14 protein-coding genes are annotated in these 20,209 nt (G+C 41.9%); 13 read left to right on the top strand and 1 reads right to left on the bottom strand.

Going from position 1 to position 20,209, the window contains the following annotated elements; translation table 11 throughout:
• Nucleotides 1–261: 261 nt before the first annotated feature.
• The 6 genes from UE46_RS08145 (at nt 262) to UE46_RS08170 (ending at nt 7,283) form a co-directional block, all read left to right on the top strand.
• Complete coding sequence (locus UE46_RS08145) at nt 262–1,443, top strand: amidohydrolase (RefSeq protein ID WP_036062237.1); 1,182 nt, start codon at nt 262–264, stop codon at nt 1,441–1,443.
• Nucleotides 1,444–1,796: 353 nt separating this feature from the next.
• Nucleotides 1,797–3,563: an ABC transporter ATP-binding protein gene (locus UE46_RS08150; RefSeq protein WP_036062240.1), complete on the top strand. Its 1,767-nt coding sequence runs from the start codon at nt 1,797–1,799 to the stop codon at nt 3,561–3,563.
• Complete coding sequence (locus tag UE46_RS08155; protein ID WP_036062243.1) at nt 3,550–5,349, top strand: ABC transporter ATP-binding protein; 1,800 nt, start codon at nt 3,550–3,552, stop codon at nt 5,347–5,349. The genes UE46_RS08150 and UE46_RS08155 overlap by 14 nt, the downstream gene beginning before the upstream one ends.
• An 80-nt stretch (nt 5,350–5,429) precedes the next feature.
• The gene (locus tag UE46_RS08160; RefSeq protein WP_036062245.1) at nt 5,430–5,906 is read left to right on the top strand and encodes a CcdC family protein; all 477 of its coding nucleotides are present in this window, start codon (nt 5,430–5,432) and stop codon (nt 5,904–5,906) included.
• Nucleotides 5,907–6,023: 117 nt separating this feature from the next.
• A complete protein-coding gene (locus UE46_RS08165) occupies nt 6,024–6,527 on the top strand; it encodes a hypothetical protein (protein ID WP_036062247.1) in 504 nt (167 codons plus the stop codon).
• A 144-nt stretch (nt 6,528–6,671) separates the two neighbouring features.
• Nucleotides 6,672–7,283, top strand: coding sequence for a hypothetical protein (locus tag UE46_RS08170; RefSeq protein ID WP_118907530.1), 612 nt, complete (start codon nt 6,672–6,674; stop codon nt 7,281–7,283).
• Nucleotides 7,284–7,340: 57 nt separating this feature from the next.
• Here UE46_RS08170 and UE46_RS08175 read toward each other — a convergent pair whose 3' ends face one another.
• Nucleotides 7,341–7,949, bottom strand: coding sequence for a lysophospholipid acyltransferase family protein (locus UE46_RS08175; protein WP_036062253.1), 609 nt, complete (start codon nt 7,947–7,949; stop codon nt 7,341–7,343).
• A gap of 150 nt (nt 7,950–8,099) precedes the next feature.
• On the opposite strand from UE46_RS08175, the gene UE46_RS08180 reads away from it, so the two are divergent.
• The 7 genes from UE46_RS08180 (at nt 8,100) to acnA (ending at nt 20,175) form a co-directional block, all read left to right on the top strand.
• Nucleotides 8,100–9,227, top strand: coding sequence for an exonuclease SbcCD subunit D (locus tag UE46_RS08180; protein ID WP_036062255.1), 1,128 nt, complete (start codon nt 8,100–8,102; stop codon nt 9,225–9,227).
• Entirely contained in the window at nt 9,224–12,298 is a 3,075-nt protein-coding gene (locus tag UE46_RS08185) for an AAA family ATPase (protein WP_036062256.1), read from the top strand. Before UE46_RS08180 ends, UE46_RS08185 begins: the two co-directional genes overlap by 4 nt.
• 128 nt (nt 12,299–12,426) lie before the next feature.
• Nucleotides 12,427–12,999, top strand: a complete 573-nt coding sequence (locus UE46_RS08190) for a GNAT family N-acetyltransferase (RefSeq protein WP_159103118.1) — start codon at nt 12,427–12,429, stop codon at nt 12,997–12,999.
• Between the two features lie 29 nt (nt 13,000–13,028).
• Nucleotides 13,029–16,199 (top strand): DEAD/DEAH box helicase, encoded by a 3,171-nt coding sequence (locus UE46_RS08195; RefSeq protein ID WP_036062413.1) that lies wholly within the window; start codon nt 13,029–13,031, stop codon nt 16,197–16,199.
• 20 nt (nt 16,200–16,219) lie between these two features.
• On the top strand, nt 16,220–16,642 hold the full coding sequence (locus tag UE46_RS08200) for a general stress protein (RefSeq protein WP_036062260.1): 423 nt from the start codon (nt 16,220–16,222) through the stop codon (nt 16,640–16,642).
• A 63-nt stretch (nt 16,643–16,705) separates the two neighbouring features.
• Complete coding sequence (locus tag UE46_RS08205) at nt 16,706–17,284, top strand: lytic transglycosylase domain-containing protein (protein WP_233231006.1); 579 nt, start codon at nt 16,706–16,708, stop codon at nt 17,282–17,284.
• A gap of 182 nt (nt 17,285–17,466) precedes the next feature.
• Complete coding sequence (gene acnA, locus UE46_RS08210) at nt 17,467–20,175, top strand: aconitate hydratase AcnA (RefSeq protein ID WP_118907531.1); 2,709 nt, start codon at nt 17,467–17,469, stop codon at nt 20,173–20,175.
• The last annotated feature ends 34 nt before the right edge of the window (nt 20,176–20,209 follow it).

Below are 20,209 nucleotides of genomic sequence, written 5' to 3' on the forward strand. Positions count from 1 at the left end.
AGCTTGCTCTTCTTGAGCGCTAAGATTTACTTGGTGGTTTTATCATTTTTTTAGCTAACACCATTTTATTTTGAACTTTAGGTACGCTCTCAAAGCTACGTTTATACGACGTAATTTGAGAGCGTATTTTTTGCCGTGGAAAAGTTATATTTGACGGAATATTTCGGGTTTTCGGATCTTTAGGTGAGCTAAAAAAAGGGGGGAATGGTAAAATGATTAGCATATAGTTGGATCAATTATTAAAGAATGGTGGTATGTGAAATGAATGAAAAAATAAAGGCTGAAGTGAAGCGTAATGAGGGAAAAATGATTGCTTTTCGTAGGGATTTACATACACATCCAGAATTGTCTTGGCAGGAAATTAGGACGACGAATCATGTTGTAACGGAGCTAGAAAGAATGGGGATACCGTATCGTCGAATGGAACCTACAGGTGTCGTGGCGGAGCTTGTTGGGAATAAGCCTGGAAAAGTCGTTGCTTTGCGTGCAGATATGGACGCGTTACCTGTGGAAGAGTTGAATGAAACATTAGACTATAAATCACAAAATGATGGAAAAATGCATGCCTGTGGTCATGATGCTCATACGGCGATGCTGCTTTGTGCGGCGGAAGCGCTTGTTGCTGTGCGCGACGATTTTGCGGGAACTGTGCGTTTTATTTTCCAGCCGGCGGAGGAGATCACGGAAGGCGCCGAGGCAATGATTGAGCAAGGAGCAATGGAAGGCGTGGACAATGTTTTTGGAATTCATATTTGGTCTCAGATGGTGACGAATACTATTTCTTGTAATACTGGACCTGTTTTTGCTTCGGCGGATGTGGTGGAGATCAAATTCACTGGACGAGGTGGACATGGCGCTATGCCAGATGCTTGTATTGATGCGACAGTGGTGGCGGCGGCTTTTGTGATGGGCGCCCAAGCTATTGTATCTCGGGAAACAGATCCTTTAGAACCAGCAGTTTTCACGATTGGTCGAATGGAATCAGGGACGCGCTATAATGTGATTGCAGAACATGCTATTTTGGAAGGGACAGTTCGTTCGTTTCATCCGCGGGTTCGTGAAAAAATGGAACGGGCAATTAGACGCTATGCACAACAGGTTGCAGCGACTTATGGTGCGACGGCTGAAGTCCATTATCGTTACGGTACGCATGCGGTTATCAACGAGGTAGATAGTGCTTTATTTGCGCAACGTGTCATCGTGGATAGTTTTGGTGAGAGTATGCTTTATTCAGATCGGCCAACAACGGCGGGAGAAGATTTTAGCTATTATTTGCAAGAGGCACCAGGATGTTTTGCGCTTGTTGGATCTGGAAATCCGGATAAAGATACAGAGTGGGCACATCATCATGGTCATTTTAATGTGGATGAGGACGCTTTGGTTTATGGTGCAGAGCTTTACGCGCAGTATGCTTATACGTATTTGACGGAGAATCCTGAATAAGGGTTCTTTGTCAGCAAAATGAAAAAATTATAAATTTATCAGCAATTTGTACTTGAAAAATATGAAGAAATCGGTTACACTGGATTTTGTAAACAAATACGATGAAGGAGGTAAGGACAATGAAAAAGATAATTAGACGCGAATTAAACACCGTTATTGTAGGGAAGGATCTGTTTTCAGAGTCCGCTATATCGAAAAAGAGGTACAAGCTTATTTGAGGGCTCGTATGTATTCCATATGACTTTATTCGATATATATTTCCAACAGTAATGGACAAAGCAAGAAGTGTCCGTTATTTTTTATGTCCAAAAACAGGAGAAAAATGGCTTATCTAGAAAAGAGGGGATTTATGCGTGAAGATTTATAAGGAGTTAGGATGGTTTTTTAAAGAGCAGAAGAAGTCATACATTATCGGGGTTTCACTGCTTTTCATGATTACATTACTTCAATTAGTTCCACCGAAAATATTGGGAATGTCAGTGGATGCACTTACAAAAGATACGTTGACGAAAAGTAATTTATGGCTGTGGATGGGAATTTTACTCGGCGCCGCGATACTGGCTTATATTGGCCGATATTTTTGGCGGATGATGATTTTTGGATCAGATAATAAGCTGCAACGTCAACTAAGGTTACGATTATTTGAGCATTTATCGAAAATGTCGCCATTCTTTTTTCAGCGGTATCGTACGGGCGATTTGATGGCGCATGCCACGAATGATATCGCGGCGGTTCAGCAGGTAGCTGGGTTTGGTGTGTTGACGCTCTGTGATTCGATTTTGACAGGGAGTACAGTTATTGCAACGATGGCGATTACGATTGATTGGAGATTAACGTTGATTGCACTTTTGCCGATGCCGCTGATGGTTTGGGGAAGTTCAGTGCTCGGTCGCAAGTTACACGATCGCTTTCATGGTGCACAGGCGGAGTTTTCTAAATTAAATGATAAGACGCAGGAGAGCTTATCGGGGATTAAGGTGACGAAAACGTTTGGGCAGGAAGCCGAGGATATTGCTGATTTTGCAAAGCAGACGGACGCAGTGGTGGAGCAGAATATTAAAGTTGCGAAAGTGGATGCATTGTTTGATCCGATGATTTCGATTATTGTGGGGATTTCTTTTGTCTTGTCGCTTGGTTTTGGATCTAAGTTCGTGATGGAAGGGACGCTATCCATTGGTCAGGTTATTGCTTTTACGAACTATCTATTTTTGTTGATTTGGCCGATGTTGGCTTTTGGATTCTTGTTCAATGTGATTCAGCGCGGAAATGCTTCGTATGATCGCTTGAATACGTTATTGAACGAACCAGAAGACGTGAAAGATGAATCGGGCGCGATCGATAAAGTTCCATCGGGAGATATCGATTTTCAACTCAAGGCATTTACGTATCCTGATGAGGAGAAGCCTGTACTTGCGGATATTGATTTCCAGTTAAAAGCAGGAGGGACACTCGGAATTGTTGGGCGGACAGGCTCAGGGAAAACGACGCTGCTGAAATTACTGATGCGGGAATACGATGATTATGAAGGCGAAATCGTGTTTGATGGGGAGAAAATTCAATGTTATACAGTGAGAAGTCTCCGGAATGCGATTGGTTATGTGCCTCAGGATCAGTTCTTGTTTTCAACGACGGTTAGAGAAAATATTCGTTTTGGAAATCCAGAGTTGTCGCAAGAAGATGTAGAACGCACGGCAGAAATGGTATCGGTACATCAAGATATTACGGAGTTTACAGATGGCTATGATACAGTTGTTGGGGAACGTGGTGTATCGCTTTCGGGTGGCCAGAAGCAGCGGCTTGCGATTGCTCGGGCGCTCATTATGAATCCTGAGTTGCTCATTTTAGACGATGCTTTATCTGCGGTGGATGCGAAAACGGAAGAGCAAATCTTGCAAAACTTGAAGCGTAATCGAGCGGATAAAACAACGATTATTAGTGCGCATCGGCTTAGTTCTGTCGAGCATGCTAATCTGATTATCGTGATCGATAAAGGGCAGATCGTCGAGCGGGGAACACACACGGAGCTTATTGCACTTGACGGTTGGTACGCGGAAATGTTCCGAAATCAGCAGTTAGAAGAGTTGATCGAGGCTGGGGGTGATGCGAATGGAGCCGAATAATGAAGAAATGTTAACGATGAGTGGGAAAGAACATCGTGCGGTCCTAAAAAGATTGTTTAGCTATACGAAATACCATGTTCCTGCGCTTATTTTAACGGGGTTTCTCGTACTGCTCGTCACACTGGCTGATGTATTCTCACCAATTTTGATTAAAATATTTTTAGATGATTATTTGACACCGCTGAATTTCGTAGCAGGACCGATTATAATGCTTGCATCGGGTTATATTGGTTTAATTTTAGGAAAATCGGTCGTATGGTATTTTCAACTGATGTTATTTCAAAAAATTGCGCTACGAATTGTGCAGCAAATACGGATTGATATTTTTAGTAAGCTGCACAAAATGGGGATGCGATATTTCGACCAAACACCTGCGGGAAGCTTAGTTTCCAGGGTGACCAATGATACCGAGGCAATCAAAGATATGTTTATTAATGTACTCGGAACAGCAATTCAAAGTTTATTTATGCTGATTGGGATCTACGCGGCAATGTTTGTGCTAGATGCAAAATTGGCGGCATATAGTCTGCTGATTTTCCCATTGACCATGTTGATTATTATTGTGTATCGTAAGTACAGTTCGCAATTTTATCGGGCTCGTCGTGAGAAATTAAGTCAGCTTAATGCAAAAATTGCCGAGTCGATTTCAGGCATGTCGATTGTTCAACAGTTTAACCAAGAAAAGCGCCTGATTGGTGAATTTGAAGAAATAAACAAGGATTACTACGATGTTGGGATGAAAAATATTAAATTTAACGCGCTATTGCTCGGCCCTGCGATTGACTTACTCTATTCTTTAGCCGTTATTTTAATTCTTAGTTTCTTCGGAATCCAGTCCTTTTCTGGTCCTGTCGCGATTGGTACGATTTATGCGTTTGTCAGCTATTTTGATCGGTTTTTAGAGGCTATTTACAACATTATGGAGCGTTTGGCGATGTATCAAGAAGCGATTACCGCGGCTTCACGCGTATTCCGGATTATGGATGGCACGGAATTAGCGCCGGCTCAAGAAGGTGAGGAAGATTTGGTCATTGAAAAAGCCAAGATCGAATTCAAAAATGTCACGTTCTCGTATGACGGGAAAAAGGATGTTTTGAAAGATATTACATTTACAGCAGAATCGGGTCAAACCGTTGCGCTCGTTGGTCATACAGGAAGTGGGAAAAGTTCGATTATCAACTTGATGATGCGTTTTTACGAGTTTGAACATGGCGAAATTTTGATTGATGGAAAGTCGATTAAGCGGTATCCAATGGAAGAATTGCGTATGAAAACCGGGTTAGTTTTGCAGGATAGCTTTATGTTTTATGGGACGATCAAGGATAATATTCGTCTCTATAACAAGCTGATTACGGACAGAGAAATTGTGGAAGCAGCGCAATTTGTGCAGGCAGATCGTTTCATTAATACACTGGCTGATAAATATGATCATAAGGTGATTGAGCGTGGGGCTTCGTTTTCTAGCGGGCAACGGCAGTTGATTTCGTTTGCACGTACGGTTGTGACTAATCCGCAAATTCTTGTTTTGGATGAAGCGACAGCCAATATTGATACGGAGACGGAAAGTTTAATTCAAACGGGTTTGCGAAATATGAGGCAAGGTAGAACGACAATTGCGATTGCCCATCGACTTTCTACGATAAAGGATGCGGATTTGATTTTAGTGTTGAGTAAAGGCCGCATTATTGAGCGGGGAACACATGATTCACTACTTGATCAAGGTGGCGTTTACCATTCGATGTATCAACTGCAAAACAGTGGGATGGATTTGGAGGATATCGGTTAAACTTGGTCAAAAAGGTTGTTTTTCTTCTAAAAAAGTTTATAATGAGGCAAGTAAATAGTGCCGAGTAGGAGGAAAAAATCGTGTCATTTATTTTATCAGTTATTATCACACTTGTGTTTGGCGTCGGGGTTATTTTGATTCGAATGAAAGCTTCGAAAGAGCCAGCAAGCGTGAAAAAAATCATTATTCCACCAATTATGATGAGTACAGGTGCACTTATGTTCGTCATTCCTTATTTCCGAGTTTCGCCAGGTGGCATTTTAGAAGCGATTTTGATGGGGCTTGTGTTTTCATTAATTCTAATTTGGACAACCCGATTTGAAATCAAGCATAAATATGTTTTCATTAAACGTACGAAATCATTTCCAGTTATTTTGCTAAGCTTATTATTGATTCGACTTGGAATAAAATACTGGATTAGCGGTTCGGTTGATGTTGGCGAATTATCGGGAATGTTCTGGATTTTGGCATTTGCAATGATTGTTCCTTGGCGAATTGCGATGTATTTCCAATATAAAAATGTCGCGCAGAAATTGGAACAGACCGAAGAAGTGTAACTTGAAAATTGGGGCGAATTATTGTGTGAAAACGGTTGTAATATGACGGTAACATCGCTATAATGATAAGGGGTTACGTTAAAAAAGTAACATGTATAAAAAGAGGAGGTTTTTCATTTGAAAAAATGGTTAGTAGCTTTATTTTCACTTGCGCTTATTTTTAGTTTAGCGGCTTGCGGCAATGATGCGAAGGATGAAAAAGAGACAGAGAAGAAAGATGTTAGCGCGGATGCAATGAATTTCTATATGGATTTAGTTGCAAAAATTAATGACAATGATGCGGACTATGACGCGTATCAAGCAGCAATTGGTAGCGATACACCGCCAACTGGTGCAGAATTAACGAAACTTGCAGATGCAGCTAGTGCGTCAGCGGATAAAGTTTCAAAAGCATTGGAAGATTTTAAAGTTCCCAATTTAGGCACAAGTACAGATGTATTTAAAACAGCTGTGGGAGACCTGAGCAAAGCATATGCAGACGAAGCGACAGGATTAAAAGCTTCTCCAATCGATACAAAATCAGCGGATGAAGCAATGCAAAAAGCTTCTGATGCACTCGGTAAAGCATTGAAAGATGTCGGTTTAGCACCATCGAATATTATGAACGATACAGCAGCTTAATAAAGGATAGAAACAAGAAAGCGTTGCAGCATAAACAGTTGCAACGCTTCTTTGTTTACATGTGTGATTCTTTGTGATTGTGGGTATAGTAGATCGTTACATAAATATGTGATAATTAGCATCATTTCAAAGGAGGATGTTCATTTGAAAAAATGGGTAGTAGGAGCGTTAGCAGTAGCCACAGCATTTAGTTTAACAGCTTGCGGAAATGTGAGCGATGACACGAAGAACGAAGCTAAAGATAAGGTATCGTCTAAAGCGGAAGATGTAAAAGAAAAAGCGAAATCAAAAACGGACGAAGTAAAGAAAAAAGCGGATACGAAACTGGATACGACGAAACAAAAATTACAAATGAAGGCGATGGATTTTTACACCGGATTAGTTGCTAAAGTGAATGAAAAGGATCAGGATTATGACGCTTATATAGCCGATATAACAAGTGATGCGCCATCAAAAGGTGCGAAGTTAGATGAATTGGCGGAGAAAGCTAGCGCATCAGCAGAAAATATTTCTGAAACGTTGGCGAGCGTGAAAGTTCCTGATTTAGGAGAACGGACAGATGCGTTTAAGTCGTCTATTCAAAGTCTAAGCGATGCATTTGCCGAAAAAGCGGCTGCTATTAAGGCGAATCCTGGTGACACGAAAGTAGCTGAAAAAGCAGATGCCTCACTACAGGCTGCTTCGGATAAACTTTCTGCAGCATTACAAAATATTGGCTTGGCGGGTTCTAATATCATGAACGATATTACAAGCTGAGCATGAAAAAACTTGATTCCTCCATCGTTTATGTTCACGATGGGGAATCAAGTTTTTTTATTTTCGTTTTGTTTCGTCGATTTCCGCTTGCAAGCGTTCAAATGTCTTCAAAACTTCTTCAGATTTAATTTCTAGCAATTCTTTTTGATCGATGTCCATATCATTGAATGGAATTGGATCGCCGAATCGGATGATAACTTTTTTTCGTTTGAAAAGTTCACCGACTGTTTTTGGCCCATCATATACAGCGGGCAAGATTGGAACTTTTCCTTTTAGTGCAACGGTTACAGCACCGCGTTTTAGATGGAGACCAGCTGATTTCCTTGTACCACTTGGGAAAATACCGACTACTTTGCCATCTTTTAAAAGGCGGATGGGCAGCTTAATTGCACTTGGACCTGGATTTTCACGATTTACTGGGAAGGCGTTAAGGTGTCGCATCAACCAGTTTAGTGGCTTGGTTTTAAATAGTTCTTGTTTTGCCATATAGTGAATTTGAAGTGGTTTAATGGCAAATCCGAGATAGAGAATTTCCATCCATGATGTGTGTGTCGAAACGACGACGAACGGTGCTTCTGGAATCTTATCTTTATTTTGTACCTTGAAACGTCCACCGATTATCGTGAGAATCACCTGGACGAAATTTCTCGCAAAAGTGTAGAACAAGTTGGTTCACTCCTATAATTCTTTTTTTAGTCTTGTTTTTAGTATACTGAAAAGTTCCGGAAACGTCTAGTGCTTACGTGCTGTTCTTGTTTTTTTCGAAAATATAGTATACTGGAGGTAATGATGAAAATAGGATAATGAGGTGTTGGGATGAAATTTTTACATACGGCGGATTGGCATTTGGGGAAAATCGTGAACGGTGTGTCTATGCTTGCGGAACAGCGGTATATTTTAGAGCAGATTGCGCGGATTGCGGAGGAGGAACAGGTGGACGGTGTTGTGATAGCTGGGGACTTATATGATCGTTCGGTACCGCCTGCGGATGCGGTAACGCTGCTTAATGATGCGTTGATGGAGCTGAATGTGACGCTTGGCAAACCGGTTTTTGCGATTAGCGGGAATCATGATAGCGCGGAACGTGTGAATTTTGGATCGGCTTGGTATGAGAAAAGTGGTTTACATATTCAAGGGAAGCTTGAAGCCGAGATGAGGTCGATTGAGTGGGACGGTGCACAGGTTTGGTTGGTTCCTTATCATGAGCCAGCGCTTGTGCGGGCCTGTTTTGATGATAAGTCGGTACATTCGTTTGAGGATGCGATGCAGGCAATAACGGCTAAAATTAGGACGGTTTGGGATGTGAGTAAAGCGCAAATTCTGGTCGGTCACGCGTTTGTTGCTGGTGGGATTCCGAGTGATTCGGAACGGCAATTAGCGATTGGAAATGTGGATCGAGTTTCGACGAATTGTTTTGATGGATTTGATTATGTGGCGCTTGGGCATTTGCATCACCCGCACGCGATCCATCATCCGAGTATTTTTTATGCGGGGTCGCCACTGAAATATTCTTTTTCGGAGAGCAAGGACAAGAAGAGCGTGCGGATTGTGACGATGGATGGGAAGGACTTGACGGAAGTTCGCGAGCGTTTTTTGAAGCCGTTACATGATGTGCGAATTGTCGAAGGGTATTTGGCAGATTTGGTGACAACGATTGAACCAGGAAATGAAGACTTTTTGCAGATTAATTTGCTGGATGAGGGAGCGCTTATCGATCCGATGGGACAATTGCGAGCGTTTTATCCGAATGTGCTGCATCTAGAGCGTGTTCGGGAGAACTTGATAGATAGCGATATGGAACGTTTTGAAGATGTGATTAAAAAGGATGATTTGGATTTATTCGCGCAGTTTTTTGAACATGTAAGCGGGAAAGAGATGACGGATCGACAAGTGGAAATTATGCGTGCGACGTTAAATGAAGTAAAGGGAGGCGCTGATTTATGAGACCGCTACGACTTACAATACAGGCTTTTGGTGCCTATGCAAAAGCGGAGACGATTGATTTCACAGAGCTTGGTCAGGAGCGGATTTTCGTTATTTCTGGGAAAACTGGGGCGGGGAAATCGACTATTTTCGATGCGATGACGTTTGCGCTGTTTGGCCGGGCGAACACGAATGATCGGGAAGGCTTTTCTTTGCGCAGTCATTATGCGCTACCGACGGACTTAACAGAAGTGACGCTTGAATTTTTACTTCGTGGTGTGCGTTACCAGGTTCGTCGTGTGCCGCAACAAGAGGTGGCTAAACAACGCGGCGAGGGTATGACGACAGTGAATGCGAAAGCGGAACTCTATCAGTTGGACGGCGAAGAAGAGCAGTTATTGGCAAGTTCCGTACGAGATGTTAGTGCGAAGATTGAAGAAATCATGCAACTAACGGTGGATCAATTCCGACAAATATTGATGATACCGCAGGGCGAGTTTCGCGAACTACTTGTGGCAGAAAGTAAGGAAAAGGAAGCAATATTACAACGCTTAGCGCATACGCATTTTTACCAGTTAATCGAGAATCAACTTTGGAATCAGCAAAAGGAGCAGGAACAGAAAGTCCGACTTTTACGAGAAAAGGTATCTGGGATCACGCAAGAAGTTTTTTCGGAGGAAGAGCTTTCTGGAAAAACGGCGCGAGATATCGAATTGCTGTTTACAGAGCGGATTAGCGTAGAAAAAGAACTAAGTGATAAGATACAGGAGCAATTGGCAGTCGCGAAAGAAAAAGCGGAAATCACGGCTAAAAATGTGACGCTGGCAGAAGAAAAATTAGCGGAGTGGCATCAATTAGCTCAATTACAGACAGAAAAAGAGAAATTAGAGCAGCAATCAGAGCAAGTTGATTTGGAACGAAGAACGATCGATTTGGCGCGGAAAGCAGGGGCGATAATTGATCAAGACGCGCTCTGTATTCGACTTAAAGAACAGTTGGACGAGGCGAAAATAGAGCAGGCGGCAGCTACTAAAACGTTGCTTCATATGGAATCAAATTTAGAAAAAGCAGTTTTTGAAGTGGACCAATTGAAGGCGGCCGAAAATACGTTTTTGGAGTGGGGCAAGAAACGAGAACAACTCCAAGCGATGGAAGCAAAAGTGACTAGAGCGCAGACGTTGCAACAAGATTTAGCACAAACACAAGAGAAGAAAAGACGCTTAGAAGGCGAACTTGAAGGTTTGGTGTCGCTTGAACAAAAATTAGTAGCGAAATCTGAGGCATTGGCAGAACAATGGCAACAAGCGCAAAAAATGCAGATACGATATGCCGAAGTGAAGCAGCAACTGGCGGAATTAAAGCAAAAAGAAGCCGTTTTTCTGACGGAAATGAACAAATGGGAGCAAAAGCAAACATTACAAAAAGATTTGGGGAAATTAGATGCTGATTTTGAAGTTGCGAAAAGTGTAGCTATACTTGCGGACGAAGCGTATAAACAGGCAGAAGCTAGCTGGCAACATGAGCAAGCTGCAATCCTTGCTTTGACGCTTGCGGATGGAGATTCCTGCCCGGTCTGTGGCTCATTAGAACATCCAGAACCAGCGATCCATTCGGCCACGATTACGAAATTGGAAGTAACGGAGTCGCGAGAAAAGCAAGTGGCTGCCAATGAAGCGATGAAAGATTTGGAAGCCAAAAGAAAACAGAAAAGCTGGCAAATAGAGCAGATAGAATTTGCGTCCGATCAATCTCTAGATGCTTTAAAAGAGACTTTGGAGGTAAATGCAAACGAGCTTTTGGAAGTCGAACAAGAACAAGTTGTGATTGAAAAATTTCTCGCAGAAACGAGCAACGTGGAGGAAGAAAATCAGAAAAATAAGCTGGAATTAATAGAAGTTACGAAAAATCGGGCAACTAGTCAGGAAGCTTTTGAAGAGGTTCGCAAACAGGTGGATATCGCTGAAACGACGTACCGATTACTTTTGGAAGATGTGCCAGCAGAATTTCAGGATACCGCGCATTTTTACGAACAGCAAGTACTTTTAACGAAGCAAATATCGGCGTATGAGGAGAAGAAAAAACACGCGGATCAGGCGTTAGATATAGCAAAAGAACAACATTACAAGGCTGTTTCCACGCTTGATGCCACGAAAAAAACAGCGATAAAAGCAGAACAGGCGCTGGGGGAACAACGAATTATTTTTAAAGAAATCATGGCGGCCAATGGTTTTGCGGATTATCCTTCCTATCGGCAAGCGATTTTAGCCACGGAAGTTTTGGCGGAAAAAGAGAACTTGGTGAAGGATTATGAGCAGCGCTATCATTTTGTTACAGAGCGTTTAAAAGAGAGTGAGGGGCGACTTTCGGGCAGTACACGACCAGACATCGAATCATTAGCACAGCAAAATAAGGAAGCACAAAACGTCTACCATGAACAAGCAGAACGGTCGATAACTCAAAAAGAGGCCATTCAAAAACTGGCGCGTTTATCGGAGCAATTCTTGAAATACCTTGAAGAAACAAGTCAGGCAGAGAAAGATTACGCGGATATTGGCTATTTGGCAGACATGGCGCGCGGGAAAAATGATCGCCGTTTAACGTTCGAACGCTTTGTTTTAGCTACATTTTTAGATACCATTTTACTTCGTGCGAACGGTCGTTTGAAAAAAATGACGAGCGGGAGGTTTCAATTGATCCGCAAAAAGGAAAAGTCTAAAGGAAACGTGCAAAGTGGATTGGAATTGGAAGTCTACGATGAATATACTGGCTTAGAGCGACATGTCAAAACATTATCTGGCGGAGAGAGCTTCAAAACTTCGTTGGCACTAGCACTTGCGCTAGCCGAGGTTGTCCAAGAAATGTCGGGCGGTATTTCCCTAGAAACGATGTTTATCGATGAAGGCTTTGGAACACTCGATCCTGAGTCGCTAGAAATGGCCGTAGAATGTTTGCTTGAAACACAAGAATCAGGACGGTTAGTCGGTATTATTTCACATGTACCTGAACTAAAGGAACGCATTCCAACGAGGCTGGAAGTAACGGCAACCAACCATGGCAGCACGACAAAATTCTTCACGCAAGAGCAATTCTGAATGAAATGGAGGTACTTACTTGCATCGAAATAACTTCCGAGTTTGATAGATCATGATTTTTTCGGTATAATGGATTGTTGGATAGAAAAAGGGAACGATTTTTTCCTGATGATATGAATGGAGGAAATATGATGATAAGACAAGCGAAAACGGAAGATGCGGAGCAAGTGGCGCCACTTATTTATATAATTTTAGAAGATATGGAATTGCCATTTTTAAAAGGGGTAAGCGAAGAGATGATGCTGGAGATGATCGCAGCTAGCTTTGTGCGCCCAGATTATCGTTTTAGTAAAGAAAACGTGATCGTAAAAGAGATCGACGGCAAAGTAGCGGGAATTCTCGTGAGTTACCACGGTGAGCATGCAGAAAACCTCGATGACGATTGGGAAGGCATTCAAGATATGTTCGGAATCGTCAACAAGATGCCGCTATTCACGGAGCAAGAAACATGGATGGGCGAGTATTACTTGGATTCGCTCGTTGTGCATTCAGATTATCGCGGCCAAGGTATCGGCAAAGAATTGCTGCACGCCTTTAAAGAACTGGCTGTCGCTAAAAATTGCGAAATAATTGCACTTAATGTGGAAAAAGCCAATGAAGGCGCGCTTAATTTATACCAAAAACTAGGTTATGAATCGGAATATGATATCGTTTTATCTGGTCATGATTATTACCACATGACCCAAAATGTCAGGAGTTGAGTTTATTGTTAACAGATCCAAAAAACACGATGATTCCTGTTTCCATTAAGCGAAAAGGGCGCGAGTTATTGGAGGATGGTGCGATTACAGTGTTTGAAGAAGAAACGCCCTATCCTCAGATGACGCGCTCGGTAGTTGTTGATGATCGTGTATCGTATGAAGTCAAACACGTAGCAAGCGGTAACTATCAATGTGATTGTATTTACTTTCAAGAAAACAGTATTTGTGCGCATATTTACGCTGTAGAGCTGGAACACGAAGCACGTCAGAATAAAATCGAAAAAGCCAATTTCAAAGAGCGAATTCTGGCGCAAGAAGCGAACACACTACTTTCTTTGTTCCAAGAAAATATGGATCGGCAGTTCGACACGTTTGATACAGCGGCCAAAACACGATTAAAAGTAGAATATATTTTGCGTATGCAGGACAATCGCGATAAAAACATGTTGACGCTCGATTTAAAAGTAGGACAAGATCGTACGTACGTTGTTAAAAATATCGGCGACTTTTTGCAGGCAATTAGAGAAAATACAAGTTACTTTTTCACGAAAAATTTCAGTTATGATCCGAATGACTATTACTTTGGGGAACAGGATTTAGCGATTTTTAACGAGCTAACAAAAATTAATGAAATTGCTAAAATGTATGATACTGATAGTTTTTACTGGAATAAGTCCTATGCAGAGGAAAAAGTTCTGATTATTCCTCCAAGCTTAGCGGAAACGATTCTAGCGGACTTAATGACGCAAAATACAGTCTGTATTCATGAAGATATCAAATATAGCGGTTTAGTCTTCAAAAAAGGTGCACTACCATTCTCGTTCGTTTTCCGTAAAAATGAAGATGGCGACATGTACCAACTTGTAATGGAAGAACTGCAACAAGCGAGTTATTTGGAGAGCTATCAGTTACTGTTTTTGAATGGTGTTTTTTATCGGCCAAGTGACGCGGTTTGGGAACAATTAAGACCACTGATTCATTTTCATAATGTGACCGAGAATGAAGTGGTTCAATTTACCGAATCGCAACTGAGTGAAGTCATGTCTTATGTATTGCCATCCTTGCAAAAAAGCGGGCATGTTCAGATTGATCCATCGATTGAGGACCGGGTTATTCAGCAACCGCTCCTTTCTAAAATGTGGATTTCGCAAAAAAATGGCGAGCATGTTTTAAAATTGGAACATCATTACGGCTCACAAGTTTTTGATCCTTTTGCGTTAACGGATAGCGTCGATCCTGATGGTCGTATTATGATTCGCGATATGGAAACCGAAGCCAAAATTATGCACCGAATCGAGGCAGCACCGGTTCATTTTTCAGAAACACAGATGGTTGTCAATTCGGACGAGGCAAGTCTCTATGAATTTTATTATCGCGTCGTGCCAAGCCTAGCAACAGATGTAGCGATATATTTGGAAGAAGGCTTAGAAGAAATGGTGGAGGAGCACGTGAAGCCAACGACGACGATTGATGTATCTAATGATAACGATTATTTATCCGTCGCCTTTGATTTTCAAGGTATTGATGAAAGCGAAATTCAAGAAGTTTTGCAATCGTTACGCGAAAAACGGAAATACCATCGTTTAAATAATGGTCGTTTCTTATCGCTAGAAGATGAGAGTTATAAGCAAATGGAAGCGATTTTTGACATTCTCGATGTACGCAAAAAAGAAGTTTCGACACAAATGGCTGTACCGCTATATCGAGGTATGCAGATTTATGAAGCTATGGGTAGCGCGCAAAATGAGCATAATAAATTTAGTCGCACATTCCGCGATCTATTGCATGAAATTGTGAATCAAGAAAATGTGACATATTCCTTACCAGAAGGCTTAAACGCCGAGTTGCGCGAATATCAAGTCACTGGTTTTGAATGGATGAAATCACTTGGGAAATATCATTTAGGCGGCGTGCTCGCAGATGATATGGGACTTGGAAAGACGCTTCAAGCGATCACCTATATCACGTCTTGCTTGGAAGAAAACAGCAACATGAAACCAGTTTTGATCGTGACACCAGCCTCGCTTTTATACAATTGGTCCAGCGAATTCGAAAAATTTGCGCCGAATATCCCAGTTACTGTCATTCACGGGACGTCACAAATGCGCTTAGAAATTATTCAAAACATCGCGCCGAATAATGTGTATCTCATTTCCTACCCATCCTTGCGTCAAGATGAACAAGAATTTTTAGGGACACGTTTTCAAACTGTTATTTTGGATGAAGCGCAGGCGATCAAAAACTACAATACAAAAGCATCTCAAGCAGTGCGCGCCTTAAAAACAACGAACGTATTTGCTCTAAGTGGAACGCCGCTTGAAAATAGCATTGATGAATTATGGACGATGTTCCAAACGATCATGCCTGGCTTTTTCCCATCGCTACGCAAATTCAAAGAACTACCACACGAACGCGTAGCACAAATGATCCGACCATTCTTGATGCGTCGCTTAAAACGCGATGTCGTGAAGGAATTACCAGATAAAATTGAGACAAACTTGTATTCCGAACTAACAGAACCTCAAAAAGCCGTTTATCTTGCCTATTTGGAAAAAATCCAGAAAGAATTGGCAACTAATGATGGAAATCCACAAGAAGATCGGATTAAATTGTTAGCTGGTTTAACGAGGTTACGCCAAATTTGTTGTGATCCAGCTCTTTTTGTTGAAAATTATGAAGGTGGTTCTGGTAAACTAGTACAATTGTTTGATACAATACAGACAGCACGTGAAAGCGGGAAACGTATTTTGATTTTCTCTCAATTTACTTCAATGCTACAGATCATGAAAGCAGAAGCTGAAAAAGCTGGTCATAGCTATTTTTATATGGATGGTAGCACGCCTGCTAAATCGCGGATGGATCTCGTAAATGCCTTTAATGCGGGCGATACAGACTTATTCTTTATTTCGCTCAAAGCCGGAGGAACTGGCCTTAACTTGACAGGGGCCGACACCGTAATATTGTATGATTTGTGGTGGAATCCAGCCGTAGAAGAACAAGCTGCCAGCAGAGCACATCGAATCGGACAGAAAAATGTCGTACAAGTGATTCGGATGATTACCAAAGGGACGATCGAAGAGAAAATCTATAATTTACAAAAACAAAAACAAGCCTTGATGGATGCTTTAATTCAGCCAGGCGAACAAATGCTCCATCGTTTAACAACAGATGAGATAAAAGAAATTTTGACATTGAATTAATAGAAGGGACGCGAGTGTTTATGGATAATTGGGAAGTATTTGTAGTTGGAAATGAAACAGAAGCCGTAGATAAAATTACAGAATTAGAGGTTCGCGGTTATAAAAAAGAGAATATTTCTATCCTAGCTAAATCAGAACAAGAAGATGAAGTAAAAGAAATCATCGAATCAACGAATGTGGAAGAAGAACACCCAGTCAATGAAGAAGCTTTCGGCGTTATTTCGGGAATTCTACAATCACTAAGTGGTGCTATTGTAATTCCGCAAGTATATAATCCTAAATATGGCGCTCTTTATGCGGCGGGTCCTTTTGCAAAATGGTTCTCGAATACAAGTGATAAATCGGTGAAACGTTTGCTTGCTGATTTTGACTTAGATGATGCTCAAATTGATGAGTTTGTTCGCGCACTTCATAGTGGTCAAATTCTGATTTTGGCAAGATAATTGGCCAAAAAGAAGCCGACAAAGGCGCAACTACGTAAATACAAACAAAGACGCAGCATGTTTATGGCGATTTTAGCCTTGTTCGTGCTCGGTTTAGCCTTGGTTGTTTTAATGCAATTTCGAGCGAATGAGAAACCAAAACCTTATACGCAAGATATTCCAGAGCAATTTGTCTCGATTTATCAGGCGGCTGCAAAGGAATATGACATTGACTGGTTTCTTTTAGCCGCCGTTCACCGTGTAGAAACGAAATTTTCGACGGTGGAACCGATGATTTCAAGTGTTGGTGCGATTGGTCCGATGCAGTTTATGCCTTGTACGTTTGTGGGCTGGAGCGCAGGTGGGTGTCCAGCAACAGGTGGCGTCGGTGATTTCACGGATGATGATTTAGTCGATCCTGCCGTGATTAAAGCACATGGCGGTTATGGCGTCGATGCCAATCATGATGGCAAAGCCGATCCGTGGAACTTGGAAGATGCCGTGTTTTCGACCGCCAATTTCTTAGCGGATAACGGTGCAAAAGATGGCAACGAAAAACAAGCGATTTTTAAGTATAATCATAGCGATATTTATGTGAAAGACATCTTGTTCTATCGCGATCAATTTAAGCAAGCATGGAACAAGGACATCGCAGCAAAATAAGATTTCACAAGAAAGCCAAGCAATTTTGTTTGGTTTTTTTGCTATAATTTTTACTTATTGAAATGTATCGATTTATCTTAGTTTACTTATCACGCTTTTTTTCGTACAATAGAGTAGTAGAAGAGCGCAACGAGAGCGAATGGTCATTCAAAAAAGGGATGACACAGTGGGAGGAAAAAATGATGACAAAATGGAATGAAAAAGCAAAGCAGACGTTTCAAATCGGCGACGACACGTATCATTATTATCAATTAAAATCACTTGAGGCGGATGGTAAAACATCCATTAAAAAACTGCCTTACTCAATCCGCGTATTACTTGAATCTGTATTACGCCAAGCGGACGGACGAATCATCACAGATAAACATATTGAAAATTTAGCACATTGGGATGCGAACAGCAAAAATGATGGGGAAGTACCTTTTAAACCTGCCCGCGTCATTTTGCAAGATTTCACTGGGGTACCAGCTGTTGTAGACTTGGCTTCATTGCGTAAAGCGATGGCTGATTTAGGTGGCGATCCAGAAGATATCAATCCAGAAATTCCAGTAGACCTCGTTGTCGATCACTCCGTTCAAGTGGATAGCTATGCCAATCCAGAAGCACTAGAAATCAACATGAAACTCGAGTTCGAACGGAATATGGAGCGGTATCAATTTTTAAATTGGGCGCAAAAATCATTCGATAATTACCGCGCAGTTCCACCTGCAACAGGGATCGTCCATCAAGTAAACTTGGAGTATCTAGCGAGTGTTGTCATTGCAAATGAAGTAGCTAAAAACGAATACACCGCGTTCCCAGATAGCCTTGTCGGAACAGATTCTCATACAACGATGATCAACGGTATCGGCGTACTTGGCTGGGGTGTTGGTGGTATTGAGGCGGAGGCAGGAATGCTTGGCCAACCATCGTATTTCCCAATCCCAGAAGTTATCGGTGTCAAACTGATTAACGCATTGCCAAGTGGCGCAACAGCAACGGATTTAGCTTTAAAAGTAACCCAAGTATTGCGTGAAAAGAAAGTTGTTGGCAAATTTGTCGAGTTTTTCGGAAAAGGTGTGTCGACATTACCACTTGCTGACCGCGCAACAATCGCGAATATGGCCCCAGAATACGGCGCAACGTGTGGCTTTTTCCCAGTAGACGAGGAATCACTGACGTATTTACGCCTGACTGGACGTGAAGAAAAGCATATCGCGCTAGTAAAAGAATATTTACAACAGAATGATTTATTTTTCACGCCTGAAAATGTAGAACCAAACTACACATCTGTTGTCGAATTAGATTTAAGCCAAGTTGAGCCAAATCTCTCTGGTCCGAAACGTCCGCAAGATTTGATTCCACTTTCTAAAATGAAAGAAACATTCCAAGCGTCGATTACTGCACCAAATGGTAATCAGGGCTTTGGATTAACGAAGAAAGACTTAAACAAAGAAGCCAAAGTAACATTCGGAAATGGCGATCAATCAACGATGAAAACAGGTTCTGTCGCGATTGCTGCGATCACAAGTTGTACAAACACATCGAATCCTTATGTGATGCTAAGCGCCGGACTTGTTGCTAAAAAAGCAGTGGAATTAGGCTTAGAAGTACCGAAATACGTGAAAACGTCATTAGCGCCAGGTTCTAAAGTCGTAACAGGTTATTTAGAAGATGCAGGTTTACTTCCATTCCTTGCAAATTTAGGCTTTGATCTCGTTGGCTACGGCTGTACAACGTGTATCGGTAACTCTGGCCCGCTAAAAGATGAAATAGAAGAAACTATCATCGAGAATGATTTGCTTGTATCGGCGGTATTAAGTGGGAACCGTAATTTTGAAGGACGGATTCATGCGTTAGTAAAAGCAAACTTCCTAGCTTCACCACCGCTTGTCGTGGCATACGCGCTTGCTGGAACAACAAATATTGATATGATAAATGAACCGATTGGCAAAGGAAAACATGGCCAGGACGTCTTCTTAAGCGATATTTGGCCAGCGCAAGAAGAAGTGAAGGCGCTCGTTGAAGCAACGGTGACACCTGAGCTTTTCCGCGAACAATATGCGCATGTTTTCAGTCAAAATGAGGAATGGAATGCGATTGCAACGTCGGAACAAGCGCTTTATGATTGGGATGGGGCATCGACATACATTGCAAATCCACCATTTTTTGAGAATTTATCACCAGAAGCAGGAACCGTTGAACCGCTAAATGGCCTTCGTGTTATTGGTAAATTCGGAGATTCTGTTACAACTGATCATATTTCACCAGCAGGAGCAATCGGAAAAGATACGCCAGCAGGGAAGTATTTGCAAGAACATGGCGTTGCGATTCGCGATTTCAACTCCTACGGTTCGCGCCGTGGTCATCATGAAGTAATGATGCGTGGAACATTCGCTAATATTCGGATTCGCAATCAAGTCGCACCAGGCACAGAGGGCGGTTACACAACATATTGGCCTACCGAAGAAGTCATGGCAATTTACGATGCTTCGATGAAATACCAAGAAGCAGGAACTGGACTTGTTATTTTGACAGGCGATGATTACGGGATGGGATCCTCACGCGACTGGGCAGCGAAGGGCACGAACCTACTTGGAATTAAAACCGTTATTGCGAAAAGTTACGAACGGATTCACCGCTCAAACCTTGCGATGATGGGCGTATTGCCGTTACAATTTAAAGACGGTGAAAGTGCAGAAACACTTGGCTTAACAGGTCGCGAAACAATTAGTGTTGCGATTGATGAAACAGTGGCTCCACAAGATTTTGTGAAAGTAACAGCTGTTGCCGAAGATGGTTCTGTGAAAATATTTGAAGCTTTAGTTCGCTTTGATTCTGATGTAGAAATTGATTATTACCGTCACGGTGGTATTTTACCAATGGTTTTACGTGGAAAATTGAAAAAATAAAAAAACAAGGCCAAACAAGAACGTGCGTTTGGTC

The sequence above is a fragment of the Listeria weihenstephanensis genome (assembly GCF_003534205.1).
Taxonomy (GTDB): Bacteria; Bacillota; Bacilli; order Lactobacillales; family Listeriaceae; genus Listeria_A; species Listeria_A weihenstephanensis.